The organism is Bradyrhizobium sp. NBAIM01, from assembly GCF_020194115.1.
Classification (GTDB): Bacteria; Pseudomonadota; Alphaproteobacteria; order Rhizobiales; family Xanthobacteraceae; genus Bradyrhizobium; species Bradyrhizobium yuanmingense.
In genome coordinates, this window is sequence record NZ_JADYVU010000008.1 from 333,101 (window position 1) to 346,641 (window position 13,541).

At 64.8% G+C, this 13,541-nt stretch carries 11 protein-coding genes; 4 read left to right on the top strand and 7 right to left on the bottom strand.

Features of this window, described 5'->3' with window-relative positions; translation table 11 throughout:
* Positions 1–77 precede the first annotated feature (77 nt).
* Positions 78–782, bottom strand: coding sequence for a peptidoglycan-binding domain-containing protein (locus I6F31_RS25635; RefSeq protein ID WP_225186306.1), 705 nt, complete (start codon positions 780–782; stop codon positions 78–80).
* A complete protein-coding gene (locus tag I6F31_RS25640; RefSeq protein WP_225186307.1) occupies positions 775–2,640 on the bottom strand; it encodes an ATP-binding protein in 1,866 nt (621 codons plus the stop codon). The genes I6F31_RS25635 and I6F31_RS25640 overlap by 8 nt, the downstream gene beginning before the upstream one ends.
* A gap of 414 nt (positions 2,641–3,054) precedes the next feature.
* Between I6F31_RS25640 and I6F31_RS25645 the strand changes: the two genes are divergently transcribed.
* Complete coding sequence (locus I6F31_RS25645; RefSeq protein WP_036023185.1) at positions 3,055–3,513, top strand: DUF5330 domain-containing protein; 459 nt, start codon at positions 3,055–3,057, stop codon at positions 3,511–3,513.
* A gap of 70 nt (positions 3,514–3,583) precedes the next feature.
* Positions 3,584–4,012: a SufE family protein gene (locus I6F31_RS25650; protein WP_225146018.1), complete on the top strand. Its 429-nt coding sequence runs from the start codon at positions 3,584–3,586 to the stop codon at positions 4,010–4,012.
* Between the two features lie 105 nt (positions 4,013–4,117).
* On the opposite strand, the gene I6F31_RS25655 is transcribed toward I6F31_RS25650, so the two are convergent.
* Together I6F31_RS25655 and I6F31_RS25660 are read right to left on the bottom strand one after the other, a co-directional pair.
* The gene (locus tag I6F31_RS25655) at positions 4,118–4,534 is read right to left on the bottom strand and encodes a MucR family transcriptional regulator (RefSeq protein WP_036005917.1); all 417 of its coding nucleotides are present in this window, start codon (positions 4,532–4,534) and stop codon (positions 4,118–4,120) included.
* A gap of 147 nt (positions 4,535–4,681) precedes the next feature.
* Positions 4,682–5,551, bottom strand: a complete 870-nt coding sequence (locus I6F31_RS25660) for a DUF308 domain-containing protein (RefSeq protein WP_225186308.1) — start codon at positions 5,549–5,551, stop codon at positions 4,682–4,684.
* 329 nt (positions 5,552–5,880) lie between these two features.
* Between I6F31_RS25660 and I6F31_RS25665 the strand changes: the two genes are divergently transcribed.
* Positions 5,881–7,530, top strand: a complete 1,650-nt coding sequence (locus I6F31_RS25665) for a glycosyltransferase family 39 protein (protein ID WP_074447486.1) — start codon at positions 5,881–5,883, stop codon at positions 7,528–7,530.
* Positions 7,531–7,716: 186 nt separating this feature from the next.
* On the top strand, positions 7,717–8,496 hold the full coding sequence (locus I6F31_RS25670; protein ID WP_036005973.1) for a class II aldolase/adducin family protein: 780 nt from the start codon (positions 7,717–7,719) through the stop codon (positions 8,494–8,496).
* Between the two features lie 307 nt (positions 8,497–8,803).
* On the opposite strand, the gene I6F31_RS25675 is transcribed toward I6F31_RS25670, so the two are convergent.
* The 3 genes from I6F31_RS25675 to I6F31_RS25685 all read right to left on the bottom strand — a co-directional run bounded on the left by I6F31_RS25675 (position 8,804) and on the right by I6F31_RS25685 (position 13,349).
* Positions 8,804–10,198, bottom strand: a complete 1,395-nt coding sequence (locus I6F31_RS25675) for a M20/M25/M40 family metallo-hydrolase (RefSeq protein ID WP_225186309.1) — start codon at positions 10,196–10,198, stop codon at positions 8,804–8,806.
* Positions 10,199–10,215: 17 nt separating this feature from the next.
* On the bottom strand, positions 10,216–11,550 hold the full coding sequence (locus I6F31_RS25680) for a glycosyltransferase family 87 protein (RefSeq protein ID WP_225186310.1): 1,335 nt from the start codon (positions 11,548–11,550) through the stop codon (positions 10,216–10,218).
* Between the two features lie 170 nt (positions 11,551–11,720).
* The gene (locus I6F31_RS25685) at positions 11,721–13,349 is read right to left on the bottom strand and encodes a helicase HerA-like domain-containing protein (protein WP_057027177.1); all 1,629 of its coding nucleotides are present in this window, start codon (positions 13,347–13,349) and stop codon (positions 11,721–11,723) included.
* Positions 13,350–13,541 lie beyond the last annotated feature (192 nt).

The window sequence follows — 13,541 nt, forward strand, 5'->3', positions numbered from 1 at the left end:
AAATCGCGATCGTATCGGATCCGGTCCATCGTGCCGGCGCCGGCAATTGACCTGCGTCAACGACACTCGACGTGCGGCTATTCGACCGGGCGGCCGATCGCAGCGGCGAGCTCGCGCAGCAGCCGGTCCGAGACCTGGCCGGTGACCTGCATCTTGTGCTCGCGCTCGAACTTCTGGATTGCGGTCTGGGTCTCGGCGCTCATGCTGCCCGTGATCTTCAAATTGCCGTAGCCGTATTCGGACAGCGCGCGCTGCACGCCGGCGATGCGGCGTGCGGCCGGGCTTTGCGCCGGGATCGGCGCCGGCGGACGCAGGGCCGCGGGCGGCGTCGAGGTGGTCGCCTTGACCAGATTGGTCATCGGATCGTTCGAGCGCGTCGAGGCGGTCGCCTCGACCGGCTTTTCGGCAGCACGCTCGGCGGGCTTGGGCTCGGCAGGCTTAGGCTCGACACGGAACTCGGTCGCGCGCGGCTCGAGCGGCGAGGTATCGGCGCCGACGGGGCGCGGACGCGGCATGGGATTCGACAGCGGCACGGACGACGGCGCGGGAAGATTGATCACCGTGCCGAACATCGGCGCGGGATGCCGGCCGGTCTGGAGGAACAGCGCATTGGCAACGATCGCGGCGATCGCGGCGACGGCGACGAGGCCGGCCAGCGTGTCCTTGGGGCTGTGCAGCAGCACGCGCATGACGAGGTTGCGCTCGGTCTCGACGTCGACAACCGCAGCTTTGGCACCACGGCGGCGCGGAGCGGCTTCGTCCTTGGCAGACTTCTTAGGCACTTTTCTTCACCAGAGCGGGTTGGTCCTGAGACTGGTCGTGAGCTTGGTCTTGAATATCCTGACCTTGAAGATCCTGGCGCAGCGCCGGCGTCAGCGTCGCAATCTTGCGCTCGGCCGGCTTGGTTTGCGGCGGCGTGTAGACGAGCGGCAGCTTGACGGTGACCGCCGTGCCCTCGCCCAACCTGCTTTGTACCGTCAATTCGCCGAGATGCAACGCTACGAGACTCTTCACGATCGAAAGTCCAAGGCCGGTACCCTCGTGCCGGCGCTGATAGGTCGTGCCGGCCTGGAAGAACGGCGCGCCGATGCGCTTGAGATCGTCGGGCGCGATGCCGACGCCGGTGTCGCTGATGCGCAGCGTCAGCTGCGAGCCGGACACCGCGGCCGATACGCAGACCTGACCGCCGCGCTCGGTGAACTTGATGGCGTTGGCGACGAGGTTGAGCACGATCTGCTTGAAGGCCCTGGGATCGCCAGTCATGACGGGCAGGTCCTGCGGCGCGTCGGTGATCAGGTCGATGCCGTTCTCCCGCGCCTTCAGCGCCAGCAGATTGCAGCAATGCAATAGCGAAGCGCGCGGCGCGAACGGCTCGGACGCGATCTCGAAATTGCCAGATTCCATCTTCGACATGTCCAGGATGCCGTTGACGACCGACAGCAGGTGCTGGCCGGAATCGTTGATCAGCTGGGCGTATTCCTTGCGCTGGGCCGCACCCAGCATCAAGGCCTGCTCCTGCGCAATCATCTCGGAGAAGCCGATGATGGCGTTGAGCGGCGTGCGCAGCTCGTGGCTCATGGTGGCGAGGAAGCGCGTCTTGGCGGCATCGGCCGCCTCGGCGGCGCTGCGCGCCTGGTCCAGCGCCTGCTCGAAAAGCTTGCGGTCGGTGACGTCGCGCATCACCGCGATCACTTCGGCTTCGCACGTGACGTCACGCGCGCTGTCCTGATCGAGCGGACGGCAGCGCATCTCGACCCAGATGAAATCGACCTGGCCGCGCTCGTCGGCGGGCTCGCGCCGCAGCCTGAACTCGACGCTGCGCACCTCGCCGCGCGCCGCGTCGGACAGTGCCGTGAGATAGGCCGGCCGATCGGCGACATGGACACGGTCGAACAGGCCGTGGCCGAGCAGTTGCGCCACCTGCGCTCCGAGCATGGCCTCCACCGCCGGCGAGATGAATTGCACCGCACCGTTGCGCTGATGCCGCGAGATGACATCGCTCATGTTGCGCGCCAGCAGGCGGTAACGCTCCTCCTCGCGCGACAACAGCGCGACGCTGGTGCGCGCGAGCGATTCCGCGCCGAAGGCGAGGCCGGCGGCATAAAGAGTGGCAGACGTGACCCCGAAAGCCATCAGCACGCCGCGCTCGGCGGCACTCGGCTCAACCACCGGCAACCAGCCGAGCTGGCTGACCAGGATCAGCATTCCGGCGCAGGACAGCGCGAGCAGGGAGGCGAACGCCGCGACGCGGCGCGAGGCCGACAGCGCAGCTTCGAGCGGAACCACGATCAGCCAGACCGCGGCGAAGGATTCGATGCCGCCCGTCGTGATTGCGACGGCCATGATCAGGCCGGCGAGCGCCAGCGACGACAGCACGTGTGCGCCCTCGTAACGGCCGGTGCGCGACAGGAACCAGGACAACATGATCGGCGCGATCAGCCAGGCAAAGGCCGCGACCTCGATCGCGCTCGGCGCGCCGCGCATGGCGAGATAGACCGGAAATGCAGCGAAGGCGGCAAGGCTGCCGAGCAGCCGCGGTGCCATGAAGGCGCGATGGCGCGCGCGCATCAGCGCATCGTAGCGCGCGGAGGGATGCAGCAGTGCATCGAGACAATCGCGGATGATACTCAAAACTGTCACGGGTCTCGCGCTTCGGCTCAATCGTCTCTTGGAAGACGCGCCGGAACGCCTCCTTGTCGTTGAGCCACCGTGTCAGAGCGACCTTAAACGAGTGCTAAGGCGGCACAGCGTGTGGCCGGACACCGCGTTATCGCGGAGCTTTTTAGACGATTTGGCGACGTCTTCGCTGCGAATGGTGAACGCGGGGTTTCACCCTGCTCCGCATGGTTTCGAATTGGTGGATGCGGGGCGGCCGGCAGAACCATGGGTACGGGCGTCAATCGAAAATTTACCGGAACGTCGCTCCCGAAGAATCTTGCGTCAATTTTCCGCGAATTAAGCTCAAGGCAATCACTTGCGATTTATCGAGGATCGCTAGGTCCGACATCCGCGGGGAGATCGCCGCGGGCGGAGTCTAACGGACAGGTCGATAAGATGCGCTTTCTGCTCCGCATCACATTCTGGCTCGGGCTGGTGCTGGTGCTCCTGCCGCGGGACAAGACGCCCGAATCGGACAAGCTGCCGCAGATCGGCGCCGCCGATGCGGTGCAAGCCGCGACCGCGGCCGTTTCCGACGTGACCCAGTTCTGCAAGCGCCAGCCGGCGGCCTGCGAGGTCGGCGGCCAGGCCGCGACCATCATCGGCCAGCGCGCCCAGGACGGCGCGAAGAAGCTCTATCAGATCATCAACGACAAGAAGGAGCAGATCACCAACGACAAGAACGACGGCGGCAGGAACGACGGCAGCAAGACCGACAGCAAGAAGGCGCCCGACCATACCGGCTCGATCGCGCTGGCCGGCGAAGGCGATTTTGCAGCGAGCGAGGCGCCGCGCGACACCCTGACCCAGGACGACCTTGCGCTCGAATGGCGCGGACCGGGGCCGGCGAATTAAGCGTCCAGGCCCTATCGATTTCAGGGCTTCGCGTCTCTATATTGGCGGTAAGCGGGAACTGCGGGCCGATATGACGACGATCGACGAAATCAGGGATAATTTCGAACTTCTGGACGAGTGGGACGACCGCTACCGGTACGTCATCGAGCTCGGCCGCACTCTGGAACCGATGCCGGAGGCGGAACACTCGGCCGAGAACAAGGTGCAGGGCTGCGTCAGCCAGGTCTGGCTGCAGAAGACGGTCGATCGCAGCAATGGCGAGCCGGTCCTGAAATATCGCGGCGACAGTGACGCCCATATCGTGCGCGGGCTGGTCGCGATCGTGCTCGCGCTGTATTCGGGCCGCACGCCGCGGGAGATCCTCAATACCGACGCGATCGCCGTGTTCAACGAGTTCGGCTTTCGCGATCATCTGACGCCGCAGCGCTCCAATGGCCTGCGCTCGATGGTCGAGCGCATCAAGACCGATGCGAGAGAGGCGCTCGCGGAAGCGTCGTAAGATGCTCTCGTAGGGTGGGCAAAGCGGAGCGTGCCCACCTCCTGTGTATAATGAAAACTCGTGGGCACGGCGCTTTGCGCCTTTGCCCACCCTACAAGACCCGGACTACTTCCGCTTCCGCTGCTGCTGCCCCAGCCCCATCTGCTTGGCCAATTGCGAGCGCGCCACCGCATAGTTTGGGGCGACCATGGGATAGTCGGCCGGCAAGCCCCACTTCTCGCGGTACTGCTCCGGCGTCATGTTGTACTGCGTGCGCAGATGGCGCTTCAGCGACTTGAAGCGCTTGCCGTCTTCGAGGCACACGAGATAATCGGGCGCGATCGACTTCTTGAGCGAGACGGCGGGCTTGGCCGGCTCCAGCGGCGCGGTCTCGGTGCGGCCTGACGAGACCCGCACCAAGGCGCCATGCACCTGACTGATCAGGTTCGGAATCTCGGCCGCCGGCGTCGGATTGTTGCTGAGATAGGCCGACACGATGCTCGCGGTCAGCTCGATGAAATTCTTCGCCCCCGCATCCGACATGCGCCCTCCCTTGTCCGCTTGTGGCCAACAGGATTGACGACACCGAAGTATTCCCTGTCAAGAATACATTCGGCTGAAACACGATGACTGACGGCGAGGCACTGATTACTGGTGAAAGGCGCCCGTCTACTTGAGCGCGCGGTCGCTTCAACCGCGCTGGTCGAGATGGGCACGGAGCTCGTCGATCGAGGCAAAGCGCATCATGCCCTCCGGCATCTGCGCCTCGATGGAGCCATCGGAATAGAGCGAATAGGCCATGCCATCGACGACGCCGGACTTGAGCACCGTCACCGGCGGGGGCTCCAGGGGCGGCGGCGGCTCGGGCGCCGGCGCAGGAGCGGTCTCCGCCAAGGTCGACGGCGAGCGCGGCGGCGGCGGCGGACGGCGTTGGTCGGCCGGCGGCTCCGGCGGGCGCGCACGGTCCGGCTTCGGCCAGGCGACGTCGAAGCTCGCAGGGGGCGAAAGGTTCGGGGCCTCGCTGGGCTCCTTAGACGGCGGGGCAGTTTCAGTGGATTTTGCTTCCGCGCGCTCGCGCTCCTTGCGCGAGGTCGAGGCGAACAGCAGGTTGCGCCGGCGCGACGCTTCCGGAGCGGGAGGCGGTGTCGGGGCTTCCGGCTCCTGCTGCGGTGCCTCCGCACGCGGCCGCTCGCGCGCTGCAGCTTCGCTCTGCCACGGCGGCGGACTTGCGGGCGGTGGCGGCGGCGCCGGCTCGGCTCTCACCGCCGCAGCGGGCACCGGCTCGGGCGCGACTACGCCAGGCGCAGCGAGGCCCGGCAGCGCGGGCCTGACCCGAACCTCGGATGGCGCGACCGCACCGGCCAGCCGGCGTGCGATGCCCCTGAGCTCGAGCAGCACCAGATGCAGGCCGACCAGTAACATTCCGGAGCAGACGCCAATGGTGCCGGAGACTATGAGAGTCCCACCGAGGCTGAATTCCCTGATCGTCATGCCGAAAATCACCGCGAGGAGACCCGCCAGCACGGCGCAAATCCCCACGATCAGCAATGCCAAATTCATCGAACTCACCCCCGGCCGCGCATCACGCGCGAGAACCGCTACGCCACGATACCGTCATACGCTGTTCCACGCCAACGGCCAATTCTGGGCAGTGTTCCTAAAGGGAAGGAAATCAGGGACTTATTCACATTCCCTTCAGCCGGGGCTCGCTACTGCTAAAGCTGCTCGCAAAGTCATCTGAATGGGTGCCAACCGGAATTGCTGCGTCGCATCAGGAATTTAGCCATAATGCCCAATTACTTGGTAATGGAACTGCGCTATAGGGAGTCCGGGGTTGAGGCCCGCGCGCGCCAGCAGGGCCAAAAGGGGATTCCGGGGCACCGATAGCCATGACATCCATCACGACTTCGGCGATCGACACGCCTCAGCGGCGCTCGATCGAACGGACTTGCGACGATCTCGCCATGCTGGTGCTGGCCGCGGTCGCCGTCATTGCAGGCTTGACCTTCCGCGACTACGGGCTCGGCTGGGACGACTACACCCACGCCGAATATGCCGACCTGCTGCTGCGCATGTTCGGTTCCGGCTTCAAGGACACCGCGGCGCTCTCCTTCGCCAATCTCTACATGTATGGCGGCGGCTTCGACATGGTCGCGGCCCTGCTGCACAAGGTCATTCCGCTCGAGCTGTTCGAGACCCGCCGTCTGGTCGGCGCCATCGTCGGCGTAATCGGGCTTGCCGTGACATGGCGGCTCGGCCGCCGCATCGGCGGACCGCTTGCCGGTCTGGCTTCCCTCCTCCTGCTTGCGCTCTGCCCGACCTTTTACGGCCACATGTTCATGAACCCGAAGGATGCACCCTTCGCGGTCGCCATGGTCGTCCTGATGCTCGGCCTCGTCCGGCTCGCCGAGGAATATCCGCAGCCATCGCCGCGCACGATCCTGATCGTCGGCTTGGGGGCCGGCCTTTCGCTCGGCTGCCGTGTTCTCGGCGGACTCGCGCTGGTCTACGCCGTGGTCGGCTTCGTGCCGCTGTTCCTGGAGGAATTGCGCACCGAAGGTCCGCGCGAATCCGTTCGCCGCTTCGCCCATGTCGTCTATGTGTTGCTGCCAGGCCTCGTGCTCGGCTACCTCGTGATGGGCCTGATCTGGCCGTGGTCGATCATGGAGCCCGGCAATCCCTTGGCGGCGCTGACCTACTTCTCGCATTTCTTCGAGAAGCCATGGAAGGAGATGTTCGACGGTGCGATCGTGTCGGTGCCCGACATGCCCTGGTCGTATCTGCCGACGCTGTTCGCCCTGCAGCTGCCCGAGGTGATGCTGGTTCTGATGGGCGGTGCGATCGTCAGCACCTTCGCCATGCTGCCGCGGCGCGAGGTTCCGGCACGCCGCAAGACCATCCTCCTGATGCTGACGCTGGCTGCTACCCTGCCGCTCGCGATCGCGATGGTGAAGCGCCCGGCGCTCTACAACGGCATCCGCCATTTCGTCTTCGTGATCCCGCCGATGGCGGTGCTCGGCGGCGTCGCCTTCGCCTGGACCATGGAGCGCCTGCGGGCCAATCACCGCACCTGGCAGCCGGTCGTGCTCGCCACCTTCTGCTTCGGCCTTGCGCTGTCGCTCGCCGAGATGATCCGGCTGCACCCCTATCAATACACGCACTTCAACCACATTGCCGGCACCGTGCGCGGCGCCGACGACCGCTTCATGCTGGACTATTGGGGCCTCGCCTTGAAGCAGGCCTCCGACGGATTGCGCGAGCAGCTCGTCGAGCGCCAGGAAGTGCCGCCCGGCAACCGCAAATGGAAGGTGGCGGTGTGCGGTCCGCAGCGCCCGGCCCAGGTGGCGCTCGGGCCCGACTTCACCATCGGCTGGGATTCCAACGCGGCCGATTTCGCCATGACGCTCGGCGAGTTCTACTGCAAGGGCCTCACCGCCCCGGTCATGGTCGAGATCAAGCGCGACGACGTGGTGTTCGCCCGCGTCTACGACATCCGGGGGCGCGGCATTTCCAGCCTGCTGTCGATCCCGGCACCGTAGTCATCTCCCCGTAGCCCGGATGGAGCGAAGCGTAATCCGGGACCTGCCGTGTCGCGCGAGCGGTCCCGCATTCGCTTCGCTCCATGCGGGCTACGCTGAACTGCCGCGCTCCCGACGCGCCTTGCTGCCAGCGGCGAGCGGTACTACGCTCCTCCTCCGCAACAACGAGGTTCGGAGAGATCAGCCATGTCGCCAGCAGAAGCCCGCCTGAGGGAAGTCCCCTCCAACATGACGGAGGCGGAGTGGCAGCAACGGGTCAATCTCGCCGCATGCTATCGCCTGGTCGCGCTGTACGGCTGGGACGATCTGGTCGACACCCACATCTCCGCGCGCGTGCCCGGTCCCGACCATCACTTCCTGATCAATCCCTACGGGCTGATGTTCGAGGAAATCACGGCCTCCAGCCTCGTCAAGGTCGACCTGCACGGCAATCAGCTCTCCGAGAGCGAGTACAGCATCAATCCTGCCGGCTTCACCATCCATTCGGCGATCCACGAGGTGCGCGAGGACGCGATCTGCGTGCTGCATCTCCACACCCTCGACGGAACCGCGGTGTCGAGCAGCGCGGAAGGGCTCTTGCCCCTGAACCAGACCGCCCAGCTCGTCACCCACGACCTCGCCTATCACGACTATGAAGGCATCGCGCTCGACCACGAGGAGCGGCCACGGCTGCAGAAGGATCTCGGCGACCACAACCACATGCTCCTGCGCAATCACGGCACGCTGACGGTCGGCCGCTCGGTCGCCTCCGCGTTCGAGCGCATGTACCATCTCGAGCGTGCCTGCTCGATGCAGGTGCGCACGCGCGCGCTCGGCACGCCGGTCTATCCGGTCGAGGAGATCGCGATCGAGAAGAACACCGAGCTGCTCGCCAACCGCGACCGCGCCGAGCTGCGCGCAAACAACCTCGTGTGGCCGCCCTTGCTGCGCAAGCTCGACCGCGTCAATCCCGGCTACCGGTCTTGAGATATTCACGAAATTGAGGTAGTGTTTCCGTCGAACTACCTCTGCACGTATTGGAATGAAACGCCGCCCAATTCCGGGCGGCGTTTTTGTTTGAGTCGTCATTGCGAGCGCAGCGAAGCAATCCAGAATCCCTCCGCGGAGATAGTCTGGATTGCTTCGCTGCGCTCGCAATGACGGGAGAGAGTCTTCGTAGCGAATACTCTCGTAGGGTGGGCAAAGCGAAGCGTGCCCACGTCTTCTTCCTTCGTCATCCGGAGAGATGGTGGGCACGGCGCGTTGCGCCTTTGCCCACCCTACCGCACCGCGCCTATTTCACCTCCGCCAGCGCGGCGAGGATCCTTGCCCAGGAGCGGATGCCCTTCTGGAAGCTCTGCAGGTCGTATTTCTCGTTCGGCGAGTGGATGTTGTCGTCGTCGAGGCCAAACCCCACCAGCAGCGAGTCGAGCCCGAGCGTGCGCTTGAAGTCGGCGACGATCGGGATCGAGGCGCCCGAGCCCATCAGCACGGTCTCCTTGCCCCATTCCTCCGCGAGCGCCTTGCTGGCGGCGGCGAGCGGCTTCATGGTCCAGTCGAGCGCGACTGCGGGCGCGGCGGAATGGTCGCCGAACTCGACCTTGCAGTCGCCGGGAATGCGCGCCGTCACGTAATCACGGAAGGCCTTGCGGATCTTTTGCGGGTCCTGGCCCTGAACCAGGCGGAACGAGACCTTGGCCGAGGCATGCGAGGGGATCACGGTCTTGGAGCCCTCGCCGATATAGCCGCCCCAGATGCCGTTGACGTCGCAGGTCGGGCGCGTCGAGGCCTGCTCGACCAGCAGCCTGCCCTTCTCGCCAGCCGGGAGCGACAGCCCGACCGGCTTGAGAAAGGTCTCGGGCGTGAAATCGAGCTTCTTCCACTGCTCCAAGATATCGGGCGGCGTGTCCTTCACGCCATCATAGAAGCCGGGGATGGTGATGCGGTTGTCGTCGTCGAACAGGCCACCCAGGATCTTCGTGAGCAGGCGGATCGGGTTCATCGCGGTGCCGCCGAACACGCCGGAATGCAGATCGCGATTGGCGGCGGTGATCTTGAGCTCTTCATAGAGCAGGCCGCGCAGCGAGGTCGTGATCGCCGGCGTGTTGCGGTCCCACATGCTGGTGTCGCACACCAGCACGTAATCGGCCTTGAACTCGTCCTTGTTGACCTCGATGAAGGGCACGAAGTTCTTCGAGCCGACCTCCTCCTCGCCCTCGATCAGGAAGGTGACGTCGACCGGCAGCGAGCCCGTCACATTCTTCCAGGCGCGGCAGGCCTCGACGAACGTCATCACCTGCCCTTTGTCGTCCTCGGCGCCGCGCGCGACGATGATCTTGCGGCCGTCGGCATGATCGGTGACGACGGGCTCGAACGGCGGACGGTGCCAGAGATCAAGCGGGTCGACCGGCTGCACATCGTAATGGCCGTAGAACAGCACGTGCGGCCGGCCGCCCGCGCCGGTCTTGCCGACGATGGCGGGATGACCCGCGGTCGGCCTCACCTCGGTGGCAACACCGAGGCTGGCGATGTCCCTGGCGAGATGCTCGGCGGCAGCCTTGCAATCATCGGCGAAGGCGGGATCGGCCGAGATCGACTTGATCCGCAACAACGAGAACAGGCGCTGCAGGCTGTTATCGAAATCCTTGTCGATGTGGTCGAGCACGGATTGGAGCTGCGCGTTGGCCATGATTGCTATCCTGATTGTTAAGTCTCAAGAGGTCCGGGTTTTAGCGCCGGTGCAGCCTTAGGGCTAGCCGCAAGCGGCGGATGCCGGATGTGCCAGGCGAGACACCCTGCGAGGATGGCGGTCGCAGCGAGGTTGTTGCCCCAAGCCTGGAAGGCGAGCGGAAACCACGGCAGCGACAACAGCATGAGGATGCCGGCCGCACTGAGGGCAAGCCAGGTTCCCAGGCGCACATGCGCTCGCTCGTCGAAGGCGGCCCGATGCATCAACACCGTCACCGGGAAGTACAGCCACATGAAATAGTATTGCCGGGCCAGAGGCGAGGCGACCGTCATGAGACAGAACAAGATGCCGAGCTCTTCGGCATCCGAGCGCGCCGTCCGCCGGGCTTGCCGCGGCATGACCGCAACGAAGCCGAGCCCGAGCAGCGCCGACAGCGCGAGCACGATCCAGTTCGCCGTCCTGTAGTCGACCTCGATCAGATTCATGGTGCGCGGCGGCTTGCTGGGATCGTCCTGATTGTAGTTGATCGGCCGGACCAGGCGATGCGTGACGGCAATGAGGGACTGGTTGACCCACGACCAGTTCTGCTCGTCACGCTGGCCAAAGCCCTTTTCCGAGCTGGTCCCGACCATGCCCTGGTACCAGGTCGCCAGCTCGGCCGCGTTGCGCTCGAAGCCGCGGATCGGTGCCGGCACGACATAGAGAAGAATGCCGGTGAAGACGATCGCGCTGACCAGGGCCGCCCATTTGCGCCGCCAGGCCAGATAGGGCAGCACGGCGATCGGGAACACCTTGATGGCGGCGGCGAGCGCGAACATGAAGCCGGCCAGCCACGATCGCTGATGCCGCAAGCTCCAGAAGCCGTAGAGCATCATCGCCAGAAGGAGGAGGTTCGGCTGGCCGAGGTCGAACATGTCGAACACGAAGGTCACGGTGGCGACGACCGGCAGCGCCTCGAGCCAACGACCCGGCGCGCGGTCCGAGCCGGTCATGACCTGGGAAAACGCCGCGGTGTACCACCAGGCCACGGCGTTCAAGATCGACAGGACGACATAGAGCGGGATCTTGCCGAACCAGCTCGGGATCGACAGCAGGATTGCCGGCAGCGGTGGATAGATGAAATCGAAATGCTCGACGGCCGTGGCAGGATACAGCGGCCCACCCTCCAGGACCTGCTGTCCGGCCCAGTACCAGAGCGAGTAGTCCTTGGTCTTGCCGCGGCCGAAAATCTCGGGGACGAGCACGTCGGCGATCAGGAGGACGCAGCAGAGCAGAAAAAGCAGATCCAGCGGCGCACCCAGCGACGGGCGTCTGGGTGCGTCAGGCTTGGCCAACGGGGCGGGCGGGGTCACGATGTAGTCCTGAGCGGCGACGACACAGGACCTAGCAGACCGGCGAAGGCTTGCAGAGCCCTTCACCTGAATTTGTGCGCCGTGGTAGCTCGGACGAGCAGATATCAGGCGACGGTCAACGTTCTAGAGCTTCACCGGATACGACGACTGCCTCAAACCGGGCGCTCTGCCTAACGCCGTAGCAATCCGCCGAGCGCGCCGCGGACCAGCGTACGGCCGATCGAGCCGCCGAGCTGGCCGCCGAGCGACTTGCCGATATTGGCGGCCATCCCGCCGATCACCTGGTTGGTGACCGATCGCGTCACGTCGCGGGCAATGACCTGGCCGGTCGACAGACGACCTCGCTTGACGTTGGTGCCGAAGATGGTGCCCACGATCGAGCCGATCTGGCCAAGGATTCCGCCGCCTGCGCCGGCTCCACCATTTTGTGCGTCGGCAGGCGCAGCCGTGCCGGCTACGCGCTTCTGCAGCATCTCATTGGCGGACTCACGATCCACCGCGGTATCGTATTTGCCCTTCACCGGACTCCTGCTCATGATCGCCTTGCGCTCCTCGGGCGTGATCGGCCCGATCCGCGCCGTCGGCGGCCGGATCATCACCCGCTCCACCATCGAAGGCGTGCCGTTGCCCTCGAGGAAGGACACCAGCGCCTCGCCCTTGCCGAGCTCCGTGATCACCTTGGCGGTGTCGAGTTTCGGGTTGGGCCGGAAGGTCTGCGCCGCAGCGGCGACCGCCTTCTGGTCGCGCGGCGTGAAGGCGCGCAGCGCATGCTGCACGCGACCGCCCAATTGGGCCAACACCTTGTCCGGCACGTCGATCGGATTCTGGGTGACGAAATAGACGCCGACGCCCTTGGAACGGATCAGACGAACCACCTGCTCGATCTTGTCCATCAACGCCTTCGGCGCATCGTTGAACAGCAGATGCGCCTCGTCGAAAAAGAAAACCAGTTTTGGCTTCGGCAGGTCGCCGGCTTCCGGCAATTCCTCAAACAACTCCGACAGCAACCACAACAGAAAGGTAGCGTAGAGCCTGGGGCTCTCCATCAGCTTGTCGGCAACCAGGATGTTGACGATGCCGCGACCGTCGCTATCGGTCTTCATGAAATCCTTCAGCTCCAGTGCAGGCTCACCGAAGAATTTCGTTCCGCCCTGGTTTTCCAGCACCAGCAGCTGGCGTTGAATGGTTCCAACCGTCGCCTTGCTCACATTGCCGAAGCTCTGCGCGGCCTTCCGGATCTCGGCTAAAGGATCTTCCTCAGCATCCGGTCCCTTCTTGCCGCTGGCGGGCACGATCGCATCCAACAGCGATCGCAGATCCTTCATGTCCAACAATGGCAGGCCGTTCTCGTCCGCGACGCGGAATGCGACGTTGAGAACCCCTTCCTGCACCTCGTTCAGGTCGAGCATCCGCGCCAGCAATAGCGGCCCCATTTCGGTGACGGTGGCGCGGACCGGATGTCCCTGCTCGCCGAACACGTCCCAGAACACGGTCGAGAACTGGTCCGGCTGAAACTTGAGACCCATTTCGCCGGCGCGCTTGAGGATGAAGTCTTTGGCCTCGCCGACTTCCGAGATGCCGGAGAGGTCGCCCTTGATGTCGGCCGCGAAGACCGGAACACCGGCGCGCGCAAATCCTTCCGCCATCACTTGCAGCGACACGGTCTTGCCGGTTCCGGTTGCACCCGTGACGAGGCCGTGGCGATTGGCCAGCGCAAGCGTCAGCCAAGCCTGCTCGTCTCCCTTGCCGACGAAGATCTTGTCGTCGGTATCGCCGAGCTTGCTGTCCTGTGCGGTCATTATTCTCTCTGATCTTTCTGCCGAGTTTCGCGTCGCGAAACCCGAATGCACCAATTCCGTAGTTTAACGCATCTCGTGCGCCGATTAAATCGGTTCAGCGGCTCCTGCGCATGCGACATTGTCGGAAACAGACGGACAACATCGGCCGAAAGTCGGAATGGGGCGTTCGCATAGCGGCAATTTTTTGCCGAT

Coding starts and splice junctions, on each gene's coding strand:
- I6F31_RS25645 (WP_036023185.1), top strand. CDS start 3,055: ATGCGCTTTCTGCTCCGCATCACATTCTGGCTCGGGCTGGTGCTGGTG.
- I6F31_RS25650 (WP_225146018.1), top strand. CDS start 3,584: ATGACGACGATCGACGAAATCAGGGATAATTTCGAACTTCTGGACGAG.
- I6F31_RS25655 (WP_036005917.1), bottom strand. CDS start 4,534: ATGTCGGATGCGGGGGCGAAGAATTTCATCGAGCTGACCGCGAGCATC.
- I6F31_RS25660 (WP_225186308.1), bottom strand. CDS start 5,551: ATGAATTTGGCATTGCTGATCGTGGGGATTTGCGCCGTGCTGGCGGGT.
- I6F31_RS25665 (WP_074447486.1), top strand. CDS start 5,881: ATGACATCCATCACGACTTCGGCGATCGACACGCCTCAGCGGCGCTCG.
- I6F31_RS25670 (WP_036005973.1), top strand. CDS start 7,717: ATGTCGCCAGCAGAAGCCCGCCTGAGGGAAGTCCCCTCCAACATGACG.
- I6F31_RS25675 (WP_225186309.1), bottom strand. CDS start 10,198: ATGGCCAACGCGCAGCTCCAATCCGTGCTCGACCACATCGACAAGGAT.
- I6F31_RS25685 (WP_057027177.1), bottom strand. CDS start 13,349: ATGACCGCACAGGACAGCAAGCTCGGCGATACCGACGACAAGATCTTC.